This is a genomic window from Pseudomonas orientalis (assembly GCF_002934065.1).
In the GTDB taxonomy this organism is placed as follows: domain Bacteria; phylum Pseudomonadota; class Gammaproteobacteria; order Pseudomonadales; family Pseudomonadaceae; genus Aquipseudomonas; species Aquipseudomonas orientalis_A.
Genome location: NZ_CP018049.1, coordinates 1114775 through 1139258, shown reverse-complemented (window position 1 = coordinate 1139258; position 24484 = coordinate 1114775). Strand labels below are relative to the sequence as shown.

General features: G+C 61.9%; 23 protein-coding genes and 1 pseudogene. 11 read left to right on the top strand and 13 right to left on the bottom strand.

The window, feature by feature from the left end; all coding sequences use genetic code 11:
- Positions 1–10 precede the first annotated feature (10 nt).
- The 4 genes from BOP93_RS05085 to hmgA all read right to left on the bottom strand — a co-directional run bounded on the left by BOP93_RS05085 (position 11) and on the right by hmgA (position 4751).
- Positions 11–1384, bottom strand: coding sequence for an MFS transporter (locus tag BOP93_RS05085; protein WP_237140398.1), 1374 nt, complete (start codon positions 1382–1384; stop codon positions 11–13).
- 145 nt (positions 1385–1529) lie between these two features.
- The gene (gene maiA, locus BOP93_RS05080; protein WP_104501771.1) at positions 1530–2165 is read right to left on the bottom strand and encodes a maleylacetoacetate isomerase; all 636 of its coding nucleotides are present in this window, start codon (positions 2163–2165) and stop codon (positions 1530–1532) included.
- A gap of 12 nt (positions 2166–2177) precedes the next feature.
- A complete protein-coding gene (gene fahA, locus BOP93_RS05075) occupies positions 2178–3464 on the bottom strand; it encodes a fumarylacetoacetase (RefSeq protein ID WP_104501770.1) in 1287 nt (428 codons plus the stop codon).
- Between the two features lie 3 nt (positions 3465–3467).
- A complete protein-coding gene (gene hmgA / locus BOP93_RS05070; protein WP_104501769.1) occupies positions 3468–4751 on the bottom strand; it encodes a homogentisate 1,2-dioxygenase in 1284 nt (427 codons plus the stop codon).
- Between the two features lie 118 nt (positions 4752–4869).
- Here hmgA and BOP93_RS05065 point away from each other — a divergent pair, with 118 nt between their 5' ends.
- Positions 4870–5649, top strand: a complete 780-nt coding sequence (locus BOP93_RS05065) for an IclR family transcriptional regulator (RefSeq protein WP_104501768.1) — start codon at positions 4870–4872, stop codon at positions 5647–5649.
- 1 nt (position 5650) lies between these two features.
- Here the strand turns inward: BOP93_RS05065 and dacB are convergent, their stop codons facing one another.
- The 8 genes from dacB to BOP93_RS05025 form a co-directional block, all read right to left on the bottom strand.
- Positions 5651–7108, bottom strand: coding sequence for a D-alanyl-D-alanine carboxypeptidase/D-alanyl-D-alanine endopeptidase (gene dacB, locus BOP93_RS05060; RefSeq protein WP_104501767.1), 1458 nt, complete (start codon positions 7106–7108; stop codon positions 5651–5653).
- Positions 7109–7337: 229 nt separating this feature from the next.
- On the bottom strand, positions 7338–9752 hold the full coding sequence (locus BOP93_RS05055; protein WP_104501766.1) for a TonB-dependent siderophore receptor: 2415 nt from the start codon (positions 9750–9752) through the stop codon (positions 7338–7340).
- 105 nt (positions 9753–9857) lie between these two features.
- Positions 9858–10793 carry a glutathione S-transferase family protein gene (locus BOP93_RS05050; protein ID WP_104501765.1) on the bottom strand — a complete coding sequence of 312 codons (936 nt, stop codon included), beginning with the start codon at positions 10791–10793 and terminating at the stop codon, positions 9858–9860.
- A 71-nt stretch (positions 10794–10864) separates the two neighbouring features.
- A complete protein-coding gene (locus BOP93_RS05045; protein WP_104501764.1) occupies positions 10865–11140 on the bottom strand; it encodes a GIY-YIG nuclease family protein in 276 nt (91 codons plus the stop codon).
- Between the two features lie 36 nt (positions 11141–11176).
- Positions 11177–11647: a nuclear transport factor 2 family protein gene (locus BOP93_RS05040; RefSeq protein ID WP_104501763.1), complete on the bottom strand. Its 471-nt coding sequence runs from the start codon at positions 11645–11647 to the stop codon at positions 11177–11179.
- 98 nt (positions 11648–11745) lie between these two features.
- Positions 11746–12387 (bottom strand): DUF1120 domain-containing protein, encoded by a 642-nt coding sequence (locus BOP93_RS05035; RefSeq protein ID WP_237140397.1) that lies wholly within the window; start codon positions 12385–12387, stop codon positions 11746–11748.
- Positions 12388–12594: 207 nt separating this feature from the next.
- The gene (locus tag BOP93_RS05030; RefSeq protein WP_104501761.1) at positions 12595–13230 is read right to left on the bottom strand and encodes a response regulator transcription factor; all 636 of its coding nucleotides are present in this window, start codon (positions 13228–13230) and stop codon (positions 12595–12597) included.
- A 197-nt stretch (positions 13231–13427) separates the two neighbouring features.
- Entirely contained in the window at positions 13428–14243 is an 816-nt protein-coding gene (locus BOP93_RS05025; protein WP_104501760.1) for a response regulator, read from the bottom strand.
- A 395-nt stretch (positions 14244–14638) separates the two neighbouring features.
- Between BOP93_RS05025 and BOP93_RS05020 the strand changes: the two genes are divergently transcribed.
- The 8 genes from BOP93_RS05020 to BOP93_RS04985 all read left to right on the top strand — a co-directional run bounded on the left by BOP93_RS05020 (position 14639) and on the right by BOP93_RS04985 (position 22322).
- Positions 14639–15268: a DUF1120 domain-containing protein gene (locus BOP93_RS05020; RefSeq protein ID WP_104501759.1), complete on the top strand. Its 630-nt coding sequence runs from the start codon at positions 14639–14641 to the stop codon at positions 15266–15268.
- Positions 15269–15308: 40 nt separating this feature from the next.
- A complete protein-coding gene (locus BOP93_RS05015) occupies positions 15309–15923 on the top strand; it encodes a DUF1120 domain-containing protein (RefSeq protein WP_104501758.1) in 615 nt (204 codons plus the stop codon).
- Between the two features lie 11 nt (positions 15924–15934).
- Entirely contained in the window at positions 15935–16555 is a 621-nt protein-coding gene (locus tag BOP93_RS05010; protein WP_104501757.1) for a DUF1120 domain-containing protein, read from the top strand.
- A gap of 3 nt (positions 16556–16558) precedes the next feature.
- Complete coding sequence (locus BOP93_RS05005) at positions 16559–17209, top strand: DUF1120 domain-containing protein (RefSeq protein WP_104501756.1); 651 nt, start codon at positions 16559–16561, stop codon at positions 17207–17209.
- 32 nt (positions 17210–17241) lie between these two features.
- Positions 17242–17946, top strand: coding sequence for a fimbria/pilus chaperone family protein (locus BOP93_RS05000; RefSeq protein ID WP_104501755.1), 705 nt, complete (start codon positions 17242–17244; stop codon positions 17944–17946).
- Positions 17947–18065: 119 nt separating this feature from the next.
- Positions 18066–20501 carry a fimbria/pilus outer membrane usher protein gene (locus BOP93_RS04995; protein WP_205885793.1) on the top strand — a complete coding sequence of 812 codons (2436 nt, stop codon included), beginning with the start codon at positions 18066–18068 and terminating at the stop codon, positions 20499–20501.
- Between the two features lie 11 nt (positions 20502–20512).
- Entirely contained in the window at positions 20513–21652 is a 1140-nt protein-coding gene (locus tag BOP93_RS04990; protein WP_205885789.1) for a DUF1120 domain-containing protein, read from the top strand.
- 25 nt (positions 21653–21677) lie between these two features.
- The gene (locus BOP93_RS04985; RefSeq protein ID WP_104501753.1) at positions 21678–22322 is read left to right on the top strand and encodes a DUF1120 domain-containing protein; all 645 of its coding nucleotides are present in this window, start codon (positions 21678–21680) and stop codon (positions 22320–22322) included.
- Here BOP93_RS04985 and BOP93_RS04980 read toward each other — a convergent pair.
- Positions 22319–23584 (bottom strand): CynX/NimT family MFS transporter, encoded by a 1266-nt coding sequence (locus BOP93_RS04980; RefSeq protein ID WP_104501752.1) that lies wholly within the window; start codon positions 23582–23584, stop codon positions 22319–22321. The genes BOP93_RS04985 and BOP93_RS04980 overlap by 4 nt on opposite strands.
- Before the next feature lie 262 nt (positions 23585–23846).
- Here BOP93_RS04980 and BOP93_RS28095 point away from each other — a divergent pair.
- Positions 23847–23963, top strand: a pseudogene (locus BOP93_RS28095) (type II toxin-antitoxin system MqsR family toxin); the annotation flags it as partial.
- Entirely contained in the window at positions 23960–24439 is a 480-nt protein-coding gene (locus BOP93_RS04970) for a type II toxin-antitoxin system MqsA family antitoxin (protein ID WP_104501751.1), read from the top strand. The pseudogene BOP93_RS28095 and the gene BOP93_RS04970, both read left to right, overlap by 4 nt.
- The last annotated feature ends 45 nt before the right edge of the window (positions 24440–24484 follow it).

Genomic DNA, 24484 nt, shown 5'->3' with positions numbered 1-24484 from the left:
ATCGTTATCGTTAACGTTTTTCGCGAGCAAGCTCGCTCCTACAGCCAGGCAATGGGGTGTTCGGTGCAGTGGGTCCCGGCGAGCGCACCTGGATAATCAGCAATGCTGCAATCACCGCAGGAATCGCGCAGAAAAAGAAGATCTGCTGCACCGGTATATGCATCGCCAGCAACAGGCTGCCGAACAACGGCCCCAGGATTGATCCGAAACGCCCTACCCCCAGCGCCCAGCCTGTGCCGGTGGCGCGCACGTGCGCCGGGTAGAAATTGCTGGCGAACGCATTGAGGGTCAGTTGCCCGCCGATGATGCAGAACCCGGCGGCAAACACGCAGGCCACCAGATAGCCTGGGTTGTCATGATTCAGGCCCAGCAACACGGTGCACGCCGCAGCCGCCGCCAGCACCCCGGACAGCAGTCGCACCTTGCTTTTCAGATGGTCGGCAAACCAGGCCATGAGGATGGCGCCCAAGGTGCCGGCGAACAGGAACATCGAGGTCACCAGATTGGCCTGGTTCAGCGCCAGGCCGCTTTCGAGCAGCAGCGAAGGCAACCAACTGATCATGAAGTACAGCAGGATCAGGCTGACGAAAAAGGTCGCCCAGATCAGCAACGTCGGGCGTGCGTAGCCATTGCGAAACAGCTCCAGCACCGTCAGTTGGCTGCCCTGCTCCTGACGGTTTTCGGCTTCGCTGGCAGGCGGCGGTTGCCAGTCGGGCAACAGGCGCGCGGTGACTTTGCGCAAACGCAGGTAGGGCGGCGCATCCCGCAGCAAACGAGGCAGGGACTCGGGCAGCAACCACAGCAGGAACGGGAACAGCAGCAACGGCGTCACTCCACCCGCCAGAAACACCGCCTGCCAACCAAAACCGTCGATGAACCCGGCTGCGACAAAACCACCCGCCGCGCCGCCGAACGAGAAACCACAGGCCGCCAGGGTCACCATGAAGGTGCGCATGCGTGGCGGCGAATATTCCGACATCAGGGCCATGGCGCTGGGCATCGCGCCGCCCATGCCGATGCCGCAGATAAAGCGGGCGGCCATCAACGTGGTCAATGAACTGGCAAACACCATCAGCACGGTGAGGCTGGCGTAAATCAACACACAGCCCAGCAGGATGCGTCGCACGCCGAAGCGGTCCGCCAGCGGCGTTACCAGCAGCGAGCCGAGTGTCAGGCCGAGGAGGTTGGCGCTGAACACCGGCCCGAACGCGGCTTTTTCCAGGCCCCAGTCCCTGGCCAGGGCCGGCACGACATAGCCCAGCACCTGGGCGTCGTAGCCGTCGGTCACCAGCAGCAATGCCAGCAACACAAGGATCAACCACTGGTAGCGCGACACCGGACGGGCGTCGAGTGCTGCGCGAAAGCTGGCAATCTGATTGTGCATCGCAAGGTACCTTTATTTTTATTAGGTTGGCACGATCAAATGTGGGAGGGGGCTTGCCCCCGATAGCGGTGTGTCAGTTGATAAATTTATTGCTGATACACAGCAATCGGGGGCAAGCCCCCTCCCACATTTGGACCCATGCAGTCTATGGGGTATCAGGTTGGTTGGCGGGGTGGGCCTGCATGAAGGCTTGATGTTGGGCCGCCAACGCCGCCACTCGGCCGATGCGCGGGTACGCACCCAATGGCACCTTGAAACGTTCGGCGGCATACAACTGGGGAATCAGAAACGCGTCCGCCATGCCCGGCTGCTGGCCAAAGCAGAATCCTGTGTCGCCAATCAACTGCTCCACCGCGCCCAGGCCCTGGCTGATCCAATGCCCAATCCACTCCAGCAATTGCTCCTCATCGTGCCCCCACTTGCGTAGCAGGTTCTGAGTACTGGAGTTATGCAACGGATGGATATCGCAGGCGATGATCGACGCCAATGCGCGTTCATGGGCTCGAGCGACCAGGTCTTTTGAGAGCAACGGCGCCTGTGGATAACATTCCTCCAAGTACTCGATGATCGCCTGTGACTGGATCAGCAGCGCCCCCTCATCAATCCGCAAGGCCGGCACGCGCCCTTGCGGATTGATCGCCAGGTACTCGGGCTGGCGATTGGCGCCGCCGGCCGGCACCAGCAAATTGACCGGCACCGCCGTGAAATCCAGGCCCTTGAGGGCCAGGGCGATGCGCACCCGGTACGACGCGGTAGAACGGTAGTACGTATACAGTTCCATAATCCTGCCCTCTCAGCGTGCGGCGACCACGATGCCACGGCATTCACCGAAACCGATGGAGGCGAAGCCTTCACGATGGCAGCGGGCACGCAGGATAATTTCATCGCCGTCTTCGAGGAACTTGCGCACCTCGCCGGACGCCAGTTCAATCGGCTTTTTGCCGCCTTCGGTGATTTCCAGCAGGCTGCCGAACTGCCCCGGCTGCGGCCCCGACAAGGTCCCCGAACCAAACAGGTCACCGGCTTGCAATTGGCAACCGTTGACGCTGTGGTGCGCCACCATTTGCGCCACGGTCCAATACATATGCTGGGTGTTACTCAAGGTCAGGCGATGGGCCGGCAGGTTCTGTTCACGCATTGATGCGGTGGTCAGCAGCACTTCCAACTCGATATCGAAGGCGCCGGCCTTCTGGTCGCGAACGTCCAGCAGGTACGGCAGCGGCTGCGGATCGCCTTCGGGGCGCGGCGGTTGCGCCTTGCGAAATGGCTCCAGCGCTTCGGCCGTGACTACCCACGGCGAGATGCTGGTGATGAAGCTCTTGGACAGGAACGGCCCGAGCGGCTGGTATTCCCAGGCCTGGATATCCCGCGCCGACCAGTCGTTGAGCAGGCAGAAGCCGGCGATATGTTCGGCCGCATCGCCAATGGCGATTGAGTCGCCCATGGCATTGCCCTGGCCGATCCAGATACCCAGTTCCAACTCATAGTCCAGGCGTGCGCAGGGGCCGAACGTCGGCTCGGACTGGCCGGCGGGCAAGGTCTGGCCTTTGGGACGACGCACCTCGGTGCCCGAGGGGCGAATGGTCGAGGCACGGCCGTGGTAGCCAATCGGCACGTACTTGTAGTTGGGCAACAGCGGGTTGTCGGGACGGAACAGTTTGCCGACGTTCTGCGCGTGTTCGATACCAACGTAGAAGTCGGTGTAGTCATTGATCCTGGCTGGCAGGTGCATCTGGCAATCGGCGGCGCGGTGCAAGACCCGCGCCTCACGGGTTTGCAGGGTGCTGTCTTCGGCCAGCAGTTCCAGCAGGCGCTCGCGCAACGCCACGCGGGGACCGCGACCGAGTTCAAAAAAGGCGTTCAACTGGCCACCGGCGGTGGCTTCCACTGCGCGCCGGGCCTCACCCTCAAATGCGTCCAGCGCCGCGTGCAGGTCGAGGATCGCGTCGCCAATCGCCACGCCACTGCGCGGCGCCGAACCATTGATGCTGAACACACCCAGCGGCAGGTTCTGCAGGGGGAAGTCCGCGTGACCGTTGGCCGAGGCCACCCAGCTGCGGGTCTGCGTTGGTTGAGTCATGGGTTATCTCCGATTCGGATTGAAGGTGGCGGGCAGCGCGGCCCAGCATGCGTCGTAAGAGGGCTGCAATTGCGGACATTGCAAGGCGAACTGGGTGGGGCGCAGCACCTGGCTGGTCTCGAACATGAAGGCCATGGTGTTATCGATCTTGTGCGGTGCCAGCTCGGCATTGATCGCCCGGGTGCAGGTTTCGCCATCCGGGCCATGGGCGCTCATGCAGCTGTGCAACGACGCGCCACCGGGCAGGAAGCCCTCGGCCTTGGCGTCGTACGCGCCCTGGATCAGGCCCATGTATTCGTTCATCAGGTTGCGGTGGAACCACGGCGGCCGGAAGGTGTTCTCGGCCACCATCCAGCGCGGCGGGAAGATCACGAAGTCGAGGTTGGCCAGGCCATGCACGCTGGTGGGCGAGGTCAGGACGGTGAAAATCGACGGATCCGGGTGATCGAAGCTCACCGTGCCGAGGGTGTTGAAGCGGCGCAGGTCGTATTTGTACGGCACGTTGTTGCCGTGCCAGGCGACCACGTTGAGCGGCGAATGGTCGAGCTCGCAGGCCCACAGCTCGCCAAGGAACTTCTGCACCAGGGTGGTCGGTTGCTTGAGGTCTTCGTAGTGCGCGACCGGCGTCAGGAAGTCGCGCGGGTTGGCCAGGCCGTTGCTGCCGATCGGGCCAAGGTCCGGCAGGCGCAGCGGCGCGCCGTGGTTTTCGGCGACGTAGCCGCGTGCCTGGGCGTCGAGCAGTTCGACGCGAAATTTGAGACCGCGTGGCAACACCACAATTTCCAGCGGCTCGACTTCCAGCACGCCCAGCTCAGTGACGATACGCAACCGGCCCTGTTCGGGCACGATCAACCATTCGCCGTCGGCGTTGAAAAACACCCGTTCCATCGACCGATTGGCACGGTAGTGGTAGATGCTGATGCCTGAGGGTTTTTCCGACCCGGCGTTGGCTACCATGCCTGCGAGCCCGTCGATAAAGTCGGTCGGCTCACCTGGCACTTCCAACGGGTTCCAGCGCAACCGGTTGGGCGTCACCGCGCCCAGGGGCCCGCCGGCCAATTGCCGCTCCAGCTTGATAAAGGCCGGGTGATTGGCCGACGGCTGGATGCGGTACAGCCAGGTACGCCGCGCTTCGCTGCGCGCCATGGTAAATGCGGTGCCGGAGAACAGTTCGGTGTAGAGCCCGTAGGGCGCTTTCTGCGGCGAGTTCTGGCCAACGGGCAGCGCGCCAGGCAAGGCTTCGCTGGCAAATTCATTGCCAAAGCCCGACAGGTAGTCGAGGTTCATGGAGCATCCTCTGGGTCAGTTGTTTTTATCGTAATCCAGTTACGCATAACGTAATTTGATCGTCAGAGAGCGTCAAGCTATAAAGACGCCCACTTATCTCTCGGATTCTCGCTCCCCCATGGAAAAGCCCCGCGACACCGGTAAACAGAAAGTCCGCTCGGCCGAGGTGGGCACCGATATCCTCAAGGCCCTGGCGCAACTGTCGCCCTCCACCTCGTTGTCGCGCCTGGCCGACCATGTGCAGATGCCGGCGAGCAAGGTCCACCGCTACTTGCAGGCGCTGATCGCGTCGGGCTTTGCCGAACAGAACACGGCCACCAACCACTATGGGCTGGGCCGTGAAGCGTTGCGCGTGGGCCTGGCGGCGCTGGGCAGCATGGATGTGTTGAAGGTCGGCGCACTGCCGCTGGCGGAGCTGCGCGATGAGTTGAATGAAACCTGCTTTCTGGCGGTGTGGGGCAATCAGGGGGCGACTGTGGTGCAGATCGAACCGGCGGTGCGCGCCGTCACCGTGGTGACACAGCTGGGTTCAGTCTTGCCGCTGCTCAGCTCATCCACCGGCCTGGTGTTCAGCGCCTACCTGCCGGCGCGGGAGACCGTGGAATTGCGTGAACGCGAGATTCAGGCCGGCACCGCCCACGCCTTGGCGGACGATGCGGCCTACGCCACGCTCTGCGAACAGATCCGCAGCCGTGGCCTGCATTTTGTGCATGGCTTGCTGATGCCCGGGGTGGATGCGTTATCAGCGCCCGTGTTCAACGCGACCGGGCACGTGGCGGCGGTGATGACGGTGGTCGGCCCCACCTCGCTGTTTCACGCCGATGAAGACGGTGCGGCGGCGCAGCATTTGCTGGCGGCGACCCGGGCCGTGAGTTGGCGCATGGGCTATCAACCCTGACTCAATCGTCCCAGCGCGCCAGCGCCACTGCCATGCGGTCTTCCAGCGCTTTGATCTGCGCGCCGTCCACCACATAGTTGTTGCTCAGCATCGAGAACACCAGCCTGCGCCCATGGGCGTCGGTGACGTAGCCGCTCAGTGACGACACGCCGCCCATGGAGCCGGTCTTGGCATGCAGGTTGTTTTCCACCGGCGTGCCGCGCAAGCGATAGCGCAGGCTACCACCGGTCATGCGGTCGGTGTTGCCGGCAATCGGCAACGCGTTGTACCAGGCGTTGAACCACGGCTGTTTGCCGGCGGCCAGCAGCACCTCGGTAAGGGATTGCGACGACACCAGGTTACGCCGGGACAGGCCGGAGCCGTCGACCTGACTGAGCGTCGTGGTGTCCAGCCCCTGGCGTTTGAGAAAGCCGGCCACCGCCACTGCGCCCGCCGCCGCCGTGCCGCTGTTGGCGGTCTGGCGCCCCATGGCCTTGAGCAAGGCTTCGGACATGCTGTTGTTCGAGAGTTTGAGCAGCGGCACGATCAACGCCTGCAACGGCGCCGATTGATGCTCGGCCAGCATCGTCACCGCCGCCGGGCTCGCCCCGCCCATCACGCGACGCCCCTGCACCGTAATGCCCTGTTGTGCCAGGGCGTGTTCAAACAGATTGGCTACCAGTTGCGTCGGCTCCCAGACGCTGACCAGTTGCTGGCTCTGCCGCCCCGGTGCCACCGCGCCGCTGAGCTGCAACAAGTTGGTGCCATGCCGGCGGTTTATCCCATAGCTGTTGCCCGGCCCACTGACGGCGCCGTTGCTCAGTTGCAGGTAATGGGTAGGCGGATAGATGTCCACGCTGACAGGCTGGCCAACCCGCACCGGCGCCTTGGCGGTGACCAACACGCTGCCAGCATCAAAATCCGTGTTGGGCGCCACCGTCAGCGCGGAAATCTGCGCGCCGTAGTAGGTAGTTTCATCATCATGGGACCAGTCGACACCCAAGCGCTCAGCATCGAACCAGGTGTCGTCAAACACCAGGTCGCCCTGCACCTGACGCACGCCCTGGCTGGCCAATTGCGCCGCCAGCGCCTGATAGTCGGCGTACTGAACAGTCGGATCCCCCAGGCCGCGCAGGTAGAGATTGCCGGTAAGACGGTCGCCCTGGCGGATGCCATCGCTCAACAGTTGCGTGGCGAAACGGTATTGCGGGCCCAGCACATCCATCGCTGCGGCGGTGGTCAGCAGCTTGAGGTTGGACGCGGGCACCAAGCGTGTGCGTGGGTTGTGCTGATAGAGCGTGGCCCCAGTGCGGGCATCGCGCACCATCAGCGAGACGGTGGCGCCTTGCAGCGCCGGGTCGGCCAGCAGCTTGTCGAGCGTCGCGGTAGTGGTGGTTTGCGAAACATTGGCGCAGCCGCCCAGTAAAAAACTCAAGCCGGCCAGCAGGGCGCCGGTGTGTAACCATTTGGCAAAAGACATCAGTCGCGTTTTCCGTAAGCATCGAATGCCCGCAACGCTAACAGCTCAGGTGTCAATGTGGGAGGGGGCTTGCCCCCGATAGCGGTGTGTCAACCAACATTAGTGTTTGCTGACACACCGTCATCGGGGGCAAGCCCCCTCCCACATTTGATCCTCGCTGCTTTAAGCATTTCGTTCGCTTAACTGACTGGCATCAGGGCAAGCCCCTCCCACATAAAGCGAACCGCGGTCAGAAGGTAAGGGTGCTGGACACCGATACCTGCCGTGCATCGCCGATGGACACGAACTGCGTGTTCACCGACGAGGTGTAGTAGGTGCGGTCAAACAGGTTCTTCACATTGAGCTGGAACTTAACCTTCTGCCCGTCGAGCCGGGTGTCATAACTGGCGAACACATCGGCCACGGTATAACTCGGCAGTTCGAAACTGTTGGCCGCATCCCCTGCCCGTTCACCGACATAACGCGCGCCGGCACCGACGCGCAGTTGATCACCGCCCAGGATACTGCCGAAGTCATACACCGCCGACAGCGAGCCGGTGTTTTTCGCCACGTTCTGCAAGCGATTGCCTTTAAGGCTCGGGTCTTCGGTGACCTCGGCATCGGTGTAGGCGTAACTGCCGATCAGGCTCCACTTGTCGGTCAACTGGCCGCTGGCATCCACTTCCAGCCCACGGGAGCGCACCTTGCCCGCCACACTGTAGACCGAAGTCAAGCCGTCGCCCACCTGTACCAGCACATTGCGCTTATCGATGGTGAACAGCGCCGCGCTCGCGGTGATACGCCCCGGCAAGTCGAACTTGGTGCCCAGCTCCCAGGCCTTGGATTCTTCAGGGTCCAGGCTGCCATCCAGTACGGTCTTGTTGGCCAGCGGCGCAATGGTGGAGTTGGGTTTGAACGACTCGGTGTAGCTGCCATAGAACGACAGCTCATCGGTGTAGCGATACACCAGCCCGGCACGCGGCACCCATTTCTGGCCGTTGCCATCGGTGTTGGCGGTGAACGGCACGCCTTTGCCGGCGTATTGGTCGTACATCTGGTAGCGCGCGCCGCCGACCAGGATCCACTGATCGTTCAGGTGAATGGCGTCCTGGAAGAACAACGAGTCGCTACGCAGCAGGTCGGTCTGGTTGCTGTCCGGCGCGCTGACTTTGGAGCCTGCCACTTCGTTGCCATACACCGGGTCGTTGTAGTTGAAAACGCCACGCGGCGTCTGGCGGATCAGGTCGGCGCGGTAGATTTTGCGGTACTCGTCATCCAGGCCGAACACCAGGTCGTGCTGCATGCCTGCCACATTCACCTTGCCTTCAAGGCTGGCGGTGGCGAAGCGGTCGGTGGTCAGCGCGCCCTGGGTGCCGTCCATGCTGCGGGTCAGGGTGCCGTTGGTGTTGACCTTGACCACGCGTACCTGGCTGGCGTCGTAGGTTTCGCGGTTCCAGCTATAGCCAAAATGGGCTTTCCAATCGTCGTTGAGATCATGATCGACGTTGAGGCGATACAGATCGGAGCGGCCTTCCATGTTGTTGAACGGCTCATCCAGACGGCGAGTGGCGGGGATGTTTAGCGGATGGTTGGTCTTGGGATCGATGGCGGTGCCACGGTCGAACGGCGAAAGAAATTCGCGGTGCTCATAGGCCAGCACCACTTGGGTGGTGTCGCCGTACCATGCCAGCGACGGCGCCAGCAACGTCTCGCGGTGGGTACCGTAGTTACGCCAGTAGTCTTCATCTTCATGGTCGACGATCAGGCGATAGGCCAGGCCGCTGTCACCCAGGGGGCCGGTGGTGTCCAGGCCGCCACCGCTGCCGTTCTTGCCGCTGCCAAAGGTCGAGCCCCGCGCCGTCAGGGAGGTGGACTGCACCAGTTCGGGCTTTTTGCTGACGATATTGACCACGCCGCCGGGGTCCTGGATGCCATACAGCAACGACGACGGCCCCTTGAGCACTTCGACACGCTCGGCCGTCGCGTTCAAGGCACGGCCCTGCACCACCGGCATGCCGTCCTTCATGATCGAGCCGTTACGGTTGTCGCCAAAACCTCGCAACATCACCGCGTCCTGGGTACTGCCGAGGGTGTTGGACTGGGTGATACCACTGATATTGCCCAGCGCGTCATCCAGATTGCGCGGTTGTTGATCGCGCAGTACTTGAGCCGGGACCACGTTGACGGTCTGCGGGGTTTCCAGCAGCAGGCCATGGGAACGCATCACCGAGCTGGTCGGCGGCGGCTGGTAACTGGTGCTGTCCTGGGTGAGGTTGGCGCCGCTGATGGTGGTAGCGCCGAGATTGACCGCGCCGTCGGTAGGCACAGGTTCCAGGGCCAGGGTGCGGGCGTCGATCTGGCGGAAGGTGAAACCGGAATTGCCCAGCAGGCGTTGCAAGGCCTGGGTCGCGCTCATCTGTCCGCTGACTGCCGGAGCGCTGAGGCCGTAAGGCGCTTCATCGGTGTAAATCACGCTGATCCCGGTGACCCGGCTGAAATCGCTCAGCGCCTGAGGCAGCGGTTTGGCCGCCAGGGCAAACGTGAACTGGGCGCGTTGCTGCTCCTGCGCCTGCGCCACGGCCAGGGGCAGCAATGCCAGCCCCGTCACCGTGAATACCGAGGCTCCCAGCCACTGTTTGACCCAACCGCCCGCCGTTGATTTCATGCTGTGAGCACCCGTGTAGAAAACGCTGTTAATGCGAATTGATCGCAGTTTCAAGCACTACACGGATGGGCTGGTGGTTTACCTCATCTTTATTTGCAAATTTTTTTATTGCGCCTGGATGCGAAAACCAAAGCGTGGGAAATGTACATGCACGGTGCCGGCGCGTTCGTCGGTGCGGCGCAGGATCAGCTCTTCGCGCCCGGCAAACAGCAGTTCTCCGGCCACCGGATCGACGCCATAGTCGATGGCGGCAATCGTGACCTGCTGGCCGGCCTTGAAGCCATTCAAATCCTCGAAAACCTCATCGGGCAACGCTGCCGGGGTAGCGTTGCGGGCAACCTCCAGCGCCCGCTCAGCGCTCATCTGGCTTGCGGTGCCGTGGCCGAAGCCCAGCACGCGCCCCAGCCATGCCAGCACCGCCGGATAAGCGTCCACCAACGGCGAAGTCACGGGAGTGGCCTTGAGGAACCACAGCGAGTGGGCCAAGGCAAAGTCGGCAATCGACGGCGCGCCGAACAGGAAGTCCCCCGGCTCGCGCTGCAACTGTTGCTCCAACCGCGCCATGATCGCCGGCCACTGATGCTTGGCCAACTCAGCCGGAAGCTTGCTCGCCGTGCCGCCACTGAACAGTGCGGCGCGGTCGGCGATGAAGGCCTTGATGGCCTCCGGCGGTAATTTGCCAAAACGCACCGCCACCGACTCGGGCTGGAACACCAGGCTGACGGCGTGGGCGAACACCACGCTGTCGGCCCAAGTGGCGAAGGTCTGGGTGATCATTTCCTGGCCCAACGGAAACAAGGCTGGCGAGGACTTTTCCTGCTCCAGTCGGCGAGCGATCAGGGCGGTGTCGCAATAGATATCCGCACCGATTTGCAGCACCGGGGTTTTGCGGTAACCGCCGGTCAAGGCCGTCAGATCGGGCTTGGGCATCACCGGCGAGATGTGTACGGAATGCCAGGACAAGCCTTTGAAGCCCAGCAACAGCCGCGCTTTTTCCGCGAAGGGTGAGGTCGGGTAATGGTGCAGGATGAGCTCAGACATACGGGGTTCCGCTTGGCGAGTGAGCGAGCAGATTACCGCGCAAAAGCCCTCGGCGGTGTGATGGGAACCTATCAGTCAGCGTGATGAACACTCGCCGCCAGGCACTCCTTGGCGCTCTTCTTCAATTTCTTGATCAAGCGCTCCTGGCGCAGCGCCTCACCCTTGCTCGCGCATTGCTCGGTGTACACCAGCGCAATGGCGGGGCTGGAGAGGAAAAACCGTGCGCCCCTGCCGCTCTGGTGCATGGCAAAGCGGCGCACCGGGTCATTGCTGATGCCGCAATACAGCGAGCCATTGGCGGCGCGTACCAGGTAGACGAACCAGGGTTTGGGTTCAGGCGTATTCACAGATGGGTTCAGCAACGCTAAGGGGCGCCCAGTTTATCAACGACTGGCCTGGAATGCCTTCAGCCCTTTATTCGCCTGGGCCCTCACGGCGTTCTTCACCAGCGGCGTCCACCCCAGCAACACGCCCTTGGCGCCCAGCGCCTGCCGCGACCAGCGCCACAGGTCGAAGCTGTCGTGGTGTTCACAGATCTTGCCGTCGCGAAACACAAAGCGTGCCTGGATATCGTTGACCACCGTATTGCCGGTCGCGCTGAACAGGTACGTCGCCACCCAATGCGCACTGCCGGCGGCCTCATCACTGCGCACGCTGTCGAAGGTCAGGGAAAAATCCTTGGCCCGGGTGGTGAGCATGCGCCACATATCCCCGGCATCACGCCCGCGCAGTTCGCCGAAGGCCGGGTCGCTGAACAGCACATCGTCGGTGTAGCAGGCGGCCATGGCTTCGGCGTCCAGGCGCTGGAAGGCGCGGTAGAACTCGGTAATCAGGGCGTTATGGGCATCACTCATGGGCAGGCACCGTGCTAGTCAGGGGTGCTGAACGATAATCCGCGTCACACTGGAAAGCCATTGCTATTCGCCATGGGAATGAGTGATGCCCGGCGCGGTCAGAGGTAGACCACATCCAAGGTGGCGCTGCCGTCGATCTGGATTTCCTCGGTAATCGGCAGAGACCGCTTGGATGCGAGAACTGTGTCCAGCAACAGGTCTGCCTTGAAGGTCGTCACGGCCATGGGTGTGAGTCCGCCACTACTGACGGAGCGCATCCAGCCTGGTTGCCAGACCGCCACATCAGCCCCCATCCAGGTGGTTTGGTCCACGGACTCGATCACGGCGGCGGGGTTGCCATCGGCTGTAGCATTAGCCGTCCTGAACGTGTATCTACCGATCTTTTCACCACCACTGGCCAAGCCCAAACCATAAACGGAGCGCGGATCAACGTACGAGTAAACATTCGCAGTTCCGGCACGGTTATCCGTACTCTTGACCGCCATCAATAGCGGCCCATCACAAATAACCTCCAGTTGCAGGGTAGCCTGTGGCAGTACCATTTCGTTAGCCGGGAAGTCCTGAACCGAAAGTTTTCCATGGTCCACCACCCCGCTGTTGGACAAGGTCGGTGTACAGGCCGAAGGCGTGATCACGCCGACAACACTTAGATCTACGCTGGACGCGGCGATCACATTGGAAACACTCCCCAGCAATAACGTAACGGTAATAAGTGCACGAGACGGCATATCAATGCTCACTTTAGGTCGCTTGTTAACAGGCTTAAACAGACACACATAAGCGCCTCACCAAACCTGTAAGTTCGACTCAATTAATAGATAAATAACCACTGCAACAGCAGGGCGACCGTGCCAAGTTACTGGAGACTTAAATAAACCCAAATACAAGTAATACGAATCGCTACTGGCGCACTCATCAACCCAAAGCCGTCATATAACTGTCACTTTCTACGGCACCATCCCCGCATCACGCGCATAGGCAAACAAATCGACATCCGTCGAGATACTCAGCCGCTGCATGGCCGTGCTCTTCTGTTTGCTGATAGTAGAAATACTCCGATTGACCTGTGCCGCGATCTGGCTGACGGTCATGCCGCTGGCCAGCATGCGCACCACCTCGCGCTCCTTGTCGGACAACTGCGGCTGCCGGGACTGGTCACCCACCCCCGCCTCCACCAGCTGCGCACGCAGGGATTCGCTGGTGAAGGTCTGGCCGGCACACACGGCCTTGACCGCCAGGGGCAACTCTTTGGCCGAAGCGCTCTTGGCGACCACCGCTCTTACACCGTGGGCAAAAGACGCACGCAATATGGCGATATTGGCGAACATCGTCACCACGATGACCGGCACCTGCGGATACTGACGGTGCAGCAGCCCCAACAAGCCATAGCCATCGGCCTGCTGACCGCCTGGCATGGCAAAGTCCGTGACCAGCACGTCGCACGGGGTTTTACTCAACACGTCAAGCAACTGATCGGGTCCGTCGGCTTCACCGACCACTTTGCATCTGCCATTCGCCTCGATTACTACCCGTTGTCCGACACGAACAATGGGGTGATCGTCAGCAATAATTACTCGAAGCATAGGTACCCACGAATGATGGCAACTTGAATCCGCGCAAAATACATCTACCAGCGATCATCAACAACAATTAACAAAGAGCCCCTTGCAGCCATGCCCAATGTTCAGTACTGGCTAATCTTTGGACTACAGCACAACAGGAAAAAGCCTACAGCCAAAACCAGCCCGACAAAGAACTGAAAACTTTTGCAGCGCAGGTTTCAAATGCTGGACAAATATTCCAGATAGACGCACAAACGTGCCTGGAATACCTCCAGTTGTACCTTGTGGAACGCAATATCATCGCGCTGGAGCTGTTCGATCAATTGCATTGCAGTTAACTCAAGGTCGGTACCACCCAGAAACACCAGGCTACCCACCAGGCGATGCAGGCGTTCGGCAGCCAGTGCCGCGTTCAGGGTTGAACAAGCATGACGCAACACACGATGGTCTTCCCACGCTTCGACCAGCAGGCTTTCCAGCAACTGATCGACCATCAGGTCGCTGCCAAATGTGGCGACAAGCGTGGCGCGGGTCGGCCAGCTCGCAGCGGCTTCAGCCTGCTGGCCGGCTTGCGGACCGGTATCGCCAGGCAACCAGCGCAGCAGTACAGCGTGCAGTTGTTCAAGGGTCAAGGGTTTGAGCAGCCAGGCATCCATGCCGGCTTCGCGGCAGCGCCTGGGGCTGTCGTTTTGCAAGTTGGCGGTCAAGGCGATGATCGGCACGCGCCTCGTCCGGTAATCACGCTCATGCTGTCGAATGGCGCGGGCCATGCTGTAGCCGTCCACCAAGGGCATCTGGCAATCACTGATGACCAAGTCAAAGGACCGGCTGGTGAACGCCATCAACCCCATGAATCCGTCTGCGACCAACTCATGCCTCAGGCCCAATTTCTGTAGTAACCAGCCCAGCACCAGGCGATAGGCTGCGTGGTCTTCCACCACCAGGACACTCAGTCGCTGCCAATGAAGGGGGGGAACAACAGGCGACTTCGGCTTGCGGCTCGTTCCTGCGCTTGAACCTACCCGCGAAACCATCCGTACCTCTTCATGGCTATTGATCCGGCGGCAACGCATCACACTGATGCAACAGCCATGCAGGCCTATTGCGCAGTGAGGGTCGCCACATTCTTTTGATGGTTATCGGCCTGAAACAAATAACCTTTCGGATGCCTGTAGCCGATACAACAACTACGAAAGAGGCACATATTTCATAGGTGCCCGCCGCACCAAGCCAGTGTCGTATTAGTTGTATTTCCCCTACGCAGGTCCCTCGCTAAATTGTGCCCTCCCCGATAGAGGGACCGCTTGCCACCCCCCGGCAACCGTCAATAACCATCGAGACCGTCGCCCAGCAAACCACCCACCTCTAGAGAAGGGGCGCTGGCCTGCACGCGCCTTGATATCCGCCAATCTGCGATGGACAAACTGAAATGAAAACCCCTGTACGCCTGATGAGCGGTGCCCTGTTGCTCGTCATGAGTTCATCCGCGCTCGCCGCCAGCAGCGTGGACCTGACCGTCAAGGGGCTGATCACGCCCAGCGCTTGTGCTCCCGGCCTTTCAAGCGGTGGGGTTATCGACCACGGGAAAGTTGCGGCCAAGGATTTGAAACCGGACAACTGGACCTTGCTCGGCAATCACACCCTGCAACTGGCGATCACCTGCGATGCGCCGACCCTGCTGGCCCTGAAGGGCGTCGATAATCAAGGGAACGCCCATGACCCGATGAACAGCTACGGCCTGGGCCTGGTCAGCGGAAAAAAATTGGGCGGGTACACCCTGACGTTAGAAAACCCCATGGCCGACGGCGCGGCGATCACCTTACTTGAGTCCTCCGATAATGGCCTCACCTGGCGGGATGTTGTCCCAGGCGACATATGGCCGGTCTCCTACCTTACTTCGTTTGGCGTTCGCTCGACAGGCAGTTGGGCACCCACTCCGGTCCAGCAGGTGACGGCAGACCTCGACGTGCAAACCATGATCGCTCCAACAGCCGGCATGGACCTGACCACGGAGGTCGCCATCAACGGCTCCGCCACGATTGAAGTGAAATACCTGTAATGCCTTAACCATTCCCAATGCCTAAGGAGATCCACTGACCATGAAGGTTTTCGCCCCCAGCTTGTTAAGTGCCTTGCTGTTATGCCCCGCAGCATTCGCCGCCAGCAACACCGAGTTGCTCGTACGCGGCAGCATCACCCCCGCCGCCTGCGCGCCCGTGGTTTCCGGCGGCGGGGTCGTCGACTTCGGCAAGGTGTCGGTCAAAGACCTCAATACCGACACCTACACCGACCTGCCCCGAGAAACCATGCACTTGAGCGTGCGCTGCGAGGGGCCGACATTTTTCACCCTGAACACCATCGACAACCGCGCGGGCACCACCGCCAGTCACTTCAGCTGGCATGGCTTGGGCATGACGCCTAACGATGAAAAAGTCGGCGATGCAGGGCTTGGCCTGTACATGCCGGTAGCCGATGGCGTACCGGTACGCACCATCACTTCCAGGGATGGCGGTGTGACCTGGATGCCTTCGGTAATGCTCAGCCACACCTTGTTGACGGCGGTCGCCGACAACGACGGCCTGACGCCGATTGCGGTGCAGGAGCTGGACGCAGAAATACGTCTGATCGCCCACATTGCCCCCGCCAGCAACCTCACCCTGACCGACGAAGTGCCCATCGACGGCCACGCCACCGTGCAAGTCAATTACCTCTAAGGAGCCTCCCGATGAAAACCTGTTTGACCACCCTGGCCGCCAGTGTACTGCTGCTCAGCTCGGCCAATGCCTTCGCCGCATCCAGCGTGGACCTGACCGTCAAGGGCCTGATCGTGCCGAGCGCCTGCACGCCAAGCCTGTCCGCAGGTGGTGTGATCGACCACGGCAAGATATCTGCAAAGGATTTGAACCCAGACAAAAATACAATCATCGGCAACCACACTCTGAGCATGGCGGTCAATTGCGATGCCCCGATCCAGTTTGCCGTGCACTCGATTGACAACCGTGCAGCCTCAGGTTCCTCGCTTAGCTATGGGCTGGGCTTTATCAACGAGACCCAGCGGCTTGGTGGCTACAGCCTTACCTTGGTCAGCCCCGTCGCCGAAGACGGAGTAGTGGTGCAGCCCATCGCATCGGGTGACCAAGGCAATACCTGGTACCGCGAGAAATTCTGGGATCCGGGCCTGTACATGTCGGTGGCCTCAATGGAGGACGACAGTCAGCCGCTGGCAGTCAAGGATTTGCGAGTCGATCTGCAGGTGCAGACCTTTGTCTTTCGTGCCGATGGCCTGGACCTGAGCAACGAAGTGAACATTGACGGCTCCGCCACCCTTGAAGTGAAGTACCTGTAACCCATGGCTGCCCATCCCTTGTACGTTGGCAGGCATGGGCTGCGCCTGGCGTTGCCCGTGCTTTGCCTGGCCGCGATGACCGGTGCCCACGGGGCGTCGGCCGTGGACCTCACGGTCACCGGCCGAGTCACCCCGGATGCCTGCTATATCGAGCTGACCCATGAAGGCACTGTTGATCACGGCAAGATCCCTTCCCACAGCCTCAATGCCGATGAGTTCACCGTGCTGCCTATCCAGGTGCTCGAACTGCGCGTGCGGTGCGCCAGGCCCATGCTGTTTGCGTTGGTCGGTATCGATAATCGCGCCGACTCCTCCTCGGCCCCCGACTATTTCTACGGCCTGGGCAGGAATATCCACGTCCCAGAGGAGCGCCTGGGTTCGGTAGCCTTGTCCTATCGCAACGCGGTGGGCGATGCGCAGCCTATGCAGGTATTGGCCTCCACCGACAACGGCGAAACCTGGACGCAGGAGCCCAATGCCTACCCACGCACCCATATGGCCTTTGCGCCGCCAGGTGACCGTCAACCCGACTTCATCAGCCAGTTGACCGTCCAGCTTCAGGTGAGCACGGCCATCAACTTTTCGCAGTACCTGACCCTGAACCAGGAAGTTCCGCTTGACGGCGCCATCGTCCTGGACCTGCGCTACCTCTGACCGATCCCTTTTTTGGCTAATGGAAACCCGTCATGACGACGACATTCTCGAACACCGCTGTCGGCCTCATTGCCTTGCTGCTAGTGCTCGGCAATCAGGTAAAAGCCGACGGCATGGTCCCGGACACCTCCGTGGTGATCGTGCATGAAGAGGACGGCGAAGCGTCCGTGTCGGTGACCAACACCGACAGCCAACTCGCCCTGTTGCATGTGACCTTGCAGGACATACCGGAAGACACCGAACCGCTGTTGGTGGTGACACCGCCGCTGTCACGGGTGGAAGCATCCAAGTCCCAGTTGGTGCGTTTCATTTTGCAAAATCAGCAGCCATTACTGACCCAGCGACTTAAACGCGCGGTGTTCGAAGGCATGCCCCAGGGCCGCGCCGCCACCGCCGCCGGGCATGCCCGCGTGGGCGTGACCGTGCGCCAGAACCTGCCGGTGATTGTGCACCCAAAGGGCCTGGCCCCCAACCGCACGCCCTGGACCGACCTGACCTGGACACTGCGCGAAGGCCAATTGCAAGTGCGTAACGACACGCCGTACGTGGTGCGCCTGGCGCAGGAGCTGCAACTGCTGCCCGGTAACGGCAAGGCGTTGCTGCCACGGACCTATGTGCTGCCCGGCGAAGCCTTGAGCGTGCCGGCCAGCAGCAGCCAGGCCAAGACGGTCAGGCTGCAGCCGGCCACGGTGTACGGGTTTGCGGTCAAGGCTTACGACGCCCCCATCAGCTTCTGACGGAACACCCCAGGCGGCGTACCTCCCTGCGCCGCCTGAGTAACGAAGTGACGGCTTATTGATCGTCACCAGAACGCCAGGCTCACGGGGCCTGCGCGCTCACTACTCGAGTACCTTGCGTGAAAACAGTATTGAGTTACCGTGACGGCGAAGCCGTGCCCGATCCCTCTGCCAGCCCTGCCCTGGTGCTGGTGTTGCTGCTGTGTGCGCTGATACCCGCCAACGTCTGCGCCGAAGATTCAAGCCCGTCCGGCTTCGATGCCCAGACCTTGCAACAACGCGGTATCGACCCACAGCTGGCCAGCCTGTTGCTGGCCGCACCGCGTTACGCGGCCGGCCAACACACCGTCAACCTGCGCGTCAACGGTCAGCGCCGTGGTCGGTTGGCGGTGAACTTCGATCAGCAAGGCAATCTGTGCTTTGACCGCGCTTTGCTGGACGCCGCCAATCTGATGCCGCCCGGTGAAACCGAGGACTGCCATGATTTTCTTGCGCGGTATCCGCAAACCCTGGTGGAACCAGACCCGGCGACATTGACGGTGTCGCTGGTGGTGCCCACCGACGCCCTGCGCCCCGTACAGCAGGACATCTCCGGCTACGAAACCGGCGGGTTTGCCGGGCTGCTCAACTACGACCTCAGCGGCTTCTACAACCGCTTCGGCGATGACGCCAGCCGCTTTGGTTCGGCCAATACCGAGGTGGGGTTCAATGCCGGCGACTGGATCGTGCGCAGCCGCCAGGTGCAGACCTGGCAGGACGGGCTGTCACGCAGCAGCCACCTGGAAACCTACGCACAACGTACCTTTGCCAGCCACCAGGCCGTGTTGCAGGCCGGCCAGATCAATCTCTACAACCCCGTGCTGTCCGGCGCGCAAATCACCGGGGTGCAGGTGCTCACCGAGCATGCGCTGCAGGAACAGGGCCAGGGCGCGCTGATTCAAGGTATCGCCAATAGCCCGGCACAAGTGGAAATCCGTCAGAACGGCGCGTTGATTCACTCCACCGTGGTGCCCGCCGGGCCCTTTGCCCTGACCGATGTGCGTCGTTTGAATACGCGCTCGGACGTTGAAGTCACGATTAAGGAGAGCGTCGGCGGTGAACGACGCTTCACCGTGCCCGCCGCCATGCTCGGGCTCGGGTTGCCAGCCCCGGGTTACTCCGTGGCAGCGGGCCGGGTGCGCAATGTGGGCGATGCCAAAGGCGAGGATCCGTGGGTAGTCAGTGGCGGCTGGACCGGCGCCCTGCACCCGCAATTGACCCTCGGCACGGGCGTGCTGGCGGCCAGTGAATACCGTTCGGTGGGCGCCGGCCTGGGCTGGTTGCCGTGGCTGGACAGTCAGATCCAACTGTCCACGCAAGTGTCCAATAGCCAGGCACGGGAAAAGGTCTCCGGCGTGCAGACCGATCTGTCCTGGTCCCAGCGCCTGGGCGAACAATGGTCGATCAGCGCCGCCAATTCCTGGCGCAGCATCGGCTACCGCGAACTCGAAGAAAGCACTTACACGCGCGACGACAGCAACCGTGATTCACGCTACCGCGACCAGCAAAGCCTCAACCTGGGCTGGTCCCATCCGCGATTGGGTGCATTCAGTGCCGGTGTTTCACGCTCGGCCAATTTTGCCGGTGACAGCAGCAGCCGTGCGCTGGCCTCCTGGGGCACGAGCATTGGGGCCGTGTCGTTGTCGGCCAGTGCCGAATGGCAAATGGGCGGCCGCCAGCAGCAGGACAACGCGGTGTACTTCAATATCAGCGTACCGCTGGGCGAGAGTCGCCGGCTGCGCAGCTGGGTGCGCAACTCCGGCGGCGAGAACCGCGCCGGCCTGGGCATCACTGAACAGATCGACGACCAGCTCAGCTATCGCGTCAGCGCCGAGCACGACAGCAGCGACCATCAAGTGGAAACCACCCTGGGCATCTCCGCGCTGCCGCGCTACAGCCAGCTGGATGTCAGTTACAGCCGCTCCGATGCCGAGCGTTCCAGCTATCAAGGCGGTGCGCGCGGCGGCGTGGTGCTGCATGGCGACGGCGTGACCTTTTCCCCCTATCCGGTGCGCGACACCTTCGCCCTGGTGTCAGTCGGCGACATGAGCGGCATCAAGCTCAGCACTCCCAGCGGCCCTGTGTGGACCGACTGGCAAGGCCAGGCCGTGGTGCCGCAGGTCGCCGCCTACGGACGCAGCCCGGTGGAAGTGCAGACCCGTTCACTACCGCGCAATGCCGATATCACCAACGGCCTGGCCATGATTTCGGCCGGACGCGGCGCCGTGGACCGCGTCGAGTTCGGCGTCGGCCTGACCCGCCGCCTGCTGCTCACCGTCAGCACCGACCAGGGCGCGCCGCTGCCGGCGGGTGCCTCGGTCAGCAGTGCCGAAGGTGAGTTCATCACCCTGGTGCAGGACGGCAGCCAGGTGTTTCTACCCAATGTGCTGGGCCAATCGACGCTGTGGATCACCACGCCCCAAGGCAGTCGTTGCCAATTGCGTTACTCGCTGCCGGAAAAAGCCGACCCCTCGGTGTACTTCGAAACGGCCCCCGCACGCTGTCACGCCCCGTGAGGATTCCCGCCATGCCCCTTGCAAGCTGTTTGCGCCCCCTGTGCCTGTGGCTGTTGATCGGCGCCGCCGGCACAGCCCAGGCTTTTGAAGAGTGCCAACTGAACGTCAGTGAACCATTGCTGGATCTCGGCCTGATGAGCCGCCTGGCCCAAAGCGACAGCGCACCGCAGCGCCTGCTCGGCGAGCGTCGCTTGAGTGTGACCGTCAGTTGCCCCCAGGCCGAAGACCTCAGCCTGTTCTACCGTGCGCAAGCCGCCAGCCCGCAGCGCTGGCAGTTTACCGAGCACGGCAGCTATGCCATTGAAGTCGGTAATGCCCTGCTCGACGGCCGCGCGGTGGAGCTGGGTGTGCTGCCCGCCGTGGGGCAGGCGCCCGTCGCCACCGGCAGCGTCATGGAATGGCGACCCGGCCACGGCATAGCACCCGTCGAACGAGGCACAGTACTCAGCGGAAAAACCCTGGCGCTGCAATTGACCCTGCGCGCCTGGGCCGCCCCTGCCGCCACCCAAGTACGCGATGCGACCACGTGGGAAGTCTCAGGCATGTTGTACGGCGCGCACCACGGGCGCTACCGGGAACTGACACTGCGCGCGCACTTCGCGCCTATCGCCTGCCTGCCAACCTTGTCCGATCAAGGCGTGGTGGACTACGGCACTCTGTACGCCAAAGACCTCAACGCCAGCACTGAAACGCCCCTGCCCACCCGCACCTTGCGCCTGAGCGTGACCTGCGACGCGCCCATCCGCTTCGCCCTGCGCATGAAGGACAACCGCGACGGTTCTGCCACGGGCGGCACCGATGAAACGGCTTATGGCCTGGACCTGGATGCCAGCCGCAACAAGATCGGGCGCTTTTACCTGACCATCGACCCGGCCGAATTCAGCGCCGATGCCTTCCCCACGCTGTACCGCACCGACTCCACCAGCAATGGCGTGGCGTGGAGCCGTTCCACCGCGCGGCAAATCCCCATGGCCGCCAACAGCATCATGGGTTTTACCGACAAAACCGGCGTCACTACCGGGCCGGTCGCCCTGCAGGCGCTGACCGGCACGATGCGCATCAAGACTTACCTGGCGCCGATGCAAACCCTGGACCTGCGAGACGTGGTGCACATCAACGGTTCCGGCACGCTCGAAATCGTCTACCCCTGAGCCCCCCCTGTAAGGAGTCCGTCCCATGAAAACCCGTATCCCTTTTAGTCTGTTGCTCCTGGCGTGCTTGCCCGCTGCGTGGGCCACTTCGGCAGTGGACCTGAATGTCCAGGGCCTGATCGTTCCTGCCGCCTGCCTGCCGCAGTTCCCCGGCGGCGCGCTGATCGACTACGGCAAGATCGCCCAGCAGGACTTGAACCTGGAGACCGGCACACGCCTGCCCGCCAAGACCCTGCGTTTCGCCATCGCCTGCAGTGGCCCCGTCCGCTACGCCCTGCGCATGCGTGACAACCGTGACGGTTCGGCCATGGTCAACAGCGAGATTTACTACGGGCTGGGGTTCGATAAGAGCGGTAACCGCCTGGGTGTCTATTCCATGACCTTCGACCCACGCCAAACCCAGGCCAGCAACACCGCGCAGGTGTACGGCACCGAGTCCACCACCGGCGGCCTGGCGTGGCGCACCTCCAATCTCGACCCCATCGATATTGGCTCGCGAAGCTACCTGGGCTTTACCGACGTGGAGGGCAGCGTCAGCGGGCCCACGGCCATCGGTACCCTGGGGGGCAATGTCACGGTGCAGACGGTGATCAATGCCCGCCAGAATCTGGATTTGAGTGTGGAAACCCCGCTCGATGGCTCGGCCACGCTGGAAGTGGTGTATCTCTAAACCTTCTCGCTGGTGACCTGCACATAGCGCGCACGCCCGGCGCCCAGCCCGGCAATGATGGCCCCCAGGCCGATCACCGCGAAGATCCAGCCAATGGCTGCCCAGCCGCCGGTCCAGTCATGCACCAGGCCGACCGCAAACGGGCCGAGAGAGGCCAGGGTGTAGCCGATGCCCTGGGCCATGCTCGACAGGTTGGCGGCCACATGGGAATCGCGCGAGCGCAACACGATCAGGGTCAGCGCCAGGCTGAAGGTGCCGCCCTGGCCCAGGCCCAGCACAATCGCCCAACCCCACAGGCCATCCAGTGGCGCATAGAGGCAACCGAACAGCCCGCCAAGGGTCAGCAGCATCACCACCACAATCGCCAGCCGCTGGTCCTTGCCCCGCGTAGCCAGCCAGGGAGCCGCGAGGGAACTTAACAATTGCACGATGATAGAGCCGGACAGCGCGAGCCCGGCCTCAGTCGCACTCAGGCCGCGACCGATCAGGATCGATGGCAACCAGCCGAACACGATGTAGGCCAGGGACGATTGCAGGCCCATGTACAGGGTCACTTGCCACGCCAACGGATCACGCAGCAAGCCCCTCACACGGTAGGCGACTCGGTGGGCGCCGTGTTTTTGCCCGACTTGGGGCAACCAGAACAGCGCCGCCACCAGGGCCGGCAGGATCCAGAAACCCAGGCCGATGGTCCAACTGCCACCGAAATAATGGCTCAACGGCACAGTGGCACCGGCGGCCAGGGCGGCCCCCAGACACAGGGCCATGGTGTAGACCCCCGTCATGGCACCGGCCTGCCTGGCGAAATCACGCTTGACGATGCCCGGCAGCAACACGCCGATGATACCGATACTCGCACCGGCAATCAGGCTGCCGGCAAACAGCCCCACCTCGCCGAACGAACTGCGCAGGATGATCCCGGTGGCCAGGGTCAGCAAAATGCCCAACACCACGCGCTCGGCGCCAAAACGTCGCGCCAGCAGCGGCGCGGTGGGCGCGAACAGGCCCAGGCACAGCACCGGCAAGGTGGTCAGCAAGCCGGCCTTGGCCGCCGACAAACCCAGGCTGCTGGAGACTTCGGCCAGCAACGGCGACAGGCTCGACAACGCCGGGCGCAGATTCAGTGCCACCAGGACCAGGCCGAGCAACAGCAACCAGGGTCGCACCACACTCGGCTGCGCGTGTTGCACACCCTCATCGTCGGCCTCGGCGTCAATCAGCAGCTCTTCAAGTTCAGTCTTGCGTTGCGTTTCAGGGGTCATTGATCAACTGCCGGCAGAGGGATTTGGCGCGTTGCGGATCTTGCCGAGCGCAGTGCCTGCAGCTCGCCTGCAGGACGGCCAATCATGGGATGAATTTTCCCACAGGCTATTCGCAGCTGCCTACAAAGGCAACGCACTAGGGTTCTTGGGCAGGAAAAGGAGCAGTATTTTCGATTGGTAAAATACCCTTAGAGGGTAATTATTGGCTTCAGGTGTCTTATGGAAAAGTACACACCTCATTACAACTTGGCGGTGATAAAGGCGGGTCTGGCAGGACGTGTACCACATCAGTTCACACGGCATGGAGATTTACATAAAGGTCACTTACTGCATAGGCGGCACCCCACCGGTAATCTCCTTCAAGGAGCGCAACTCATGAAAACCCAACAATGCTGCATATGCGGTGCGCCCGAAGGAATGACACGCTTCGAGGGGCGCAGCGAAACCCTTAGTGTCAAAGGGATGGAGCGTGGTGTTGATGACCTTTCCGGCTGGGAATGCCATGTATGCCGGGACGGCATGTATGACCCCGATAGCTCAGCGCGCCACGCGAAAGCAGGTGATGAACTCATCCACGCTGCACGAAAAATGATCGGCACCGAGATGAAACGCATCCGCCGTAAGCTGCACCTCACACAAAAAGAAACGGTGGAGCTTTTGTCAGGCGGTGGCCACAACGCGTTTTCACGCTACGAACGCGGTGAGCTCCTGCCACCCAAACCGCTGGTGCTACTGATGCGGTTGTTGGATCGCTACCCGCACCTGCTAGCTGATGCCAAGGTATTGGCCGAGGGTGCTGACATGCGGGGGTTCACCCATACCGTCAACACAGAGCATGAGGCGAAAATTTCATAGCCCTCAAGCAATAAACCCGGCACCAGGCCGGGTTTATTTTTCACC

Bases quoted from the DNA above. Each gene is read 5' to 3' on its own strand.
- BOP93_RS04980 (WP_104501752.1), bottom strand. From the start codon at position 23,584: ATGACCCCTGAAACGCAACGCAAGACTGAACTTGAAGAGCTGCTGATT.
- BOP93_RS05085 (WP_237140398.1), bottom strand. From the start codon at position 1,384: ATGCACAATCAGATTGCCAGCTTTCGCGCAGCACTCGACGCCCGTCCG.
- BOP93_RS05025 (WP_104501760.1), bottom strand. From the start codon at position 14,243: ATGGTTTCGCGGGTAGGTTCAAGCGCAGGAACGAGCCGCAAGCCGAAG.
- BOP93_RS05055 (WP_104501766.1), bottom strand. From the start codon at position 9,752: ATGAAATCAACGGCGGGCGGTTGGGTCAAACAGTGGCTGGGAGCCTCG.
- maiA (WP_104501771.1), bottom strand. From the start codon at position 2,165: ATGGAACTGTATACGTACTACCGTTCTACCGCGTCGTACCGGGTGCGC.
- BOP93_RS05065 (WP_104501768.1), top strand. From the start codon at position 4,870: ATGGAAAAGCCCCGCGACACCGGTAAACAGAAAGTCCGCTCGGCCGAG.
- BOP93_RS05020 (WP_104501759.1), top strand. From the start codon at position 14,639: ATGAAAACCCCTGTACGCCTGATGAGCGGTGCCCTGTTGCTCGTCATG.
- BOP93_RS05000 (WP_104501755.1), top strand. From the start codon at position 17,242: ATGACGACGACATTCTCGAACACCGCTGTCGGCCTCATTGCCTTGCTG.
- fahA (WP_104501770.1), bottom strand. From the start codon at position 3,464: ATGACTCAACCAACGCAGACCCGCAGCTGGGTGGCCTCGGCCAACGGT.
- hmgA (WP_104501769.1), bottom strand. From the start codon at position 4,751: ATGAACCTCGACTACCTGTCGGGCTTTGGCAATGAATTTGCCAGCGAA.
- dacB (WP_104501767.1), bottom strand. From the start codon at position 7,108: ATGTCTTTTGCCAAATGGTTACACACCGGCGCCCTGCTGGCCGGCTTG.
- BOP93_RS05030 (WP_104501761.1), bottom strand. From the start codon at position 13,230: ATGCTTCGAGTAATTATTGCTGACGATCACCCCATTGTTCGTGTCGGA.
- BOP93_RS04990 (WP_205885789.1), top strand. From the start codon at position 20,513: ATGCCCCTTGCAAGCTGTTTGCGCCCCCTGTGCCTGTGGCTGTTGATC.
- BOP93_RS04985 (WP_104501753.1), top strand. From the start codon at position 21,678: ATGAAAACCCGTATCCCTTTTAGTCTGTTGCTCCTGGCGTGCTTGCCC.
- BOP93_RS05015 (WP_104501758.1), top strand. From the start codon at position 15,309: ATGAAGGTTTTCGCCCCCAGCTTGTTAAGTGCCTTGCTGTTATGCCCC.
- BOP93_RS04970 (WP_104501751.1), top strand. From the start codon at position 23,960: ATGAAAACCCAACAATGCTGCATATGCGGTGCGCCCGAAGGAATGACA.
- BOP93_RS05040 (WP_104501763.1), bottom strand. From the start codon at position 11,647: ATGAGTGATGCCCATAACGCCCTGATTACCGAGTTCTACCGCGCCTTC.
- BOP93_RS05010 (WP_104501757.1), top strand. From the start codon at position 15,935: ATGAAAACCTGTTTGACCACCCTGGCCGCCAGTGTACTGCTGCTCAGC.
- BOP93_RS05050 (WP_104501765.1), bottom strand. From the start codon at position 10,793: ATGTCTGAGCTCATCCTGCACCATTACCCGACCTCACCCTTCGCGGAA.
- BOP93_RS05005 (WP_104501756.1), top strand. From the start codon at position 16,559: ATGGCTGCCCATCCCTTGTACGTTGGCAGGCATGGGCTGCGCCTGGCG.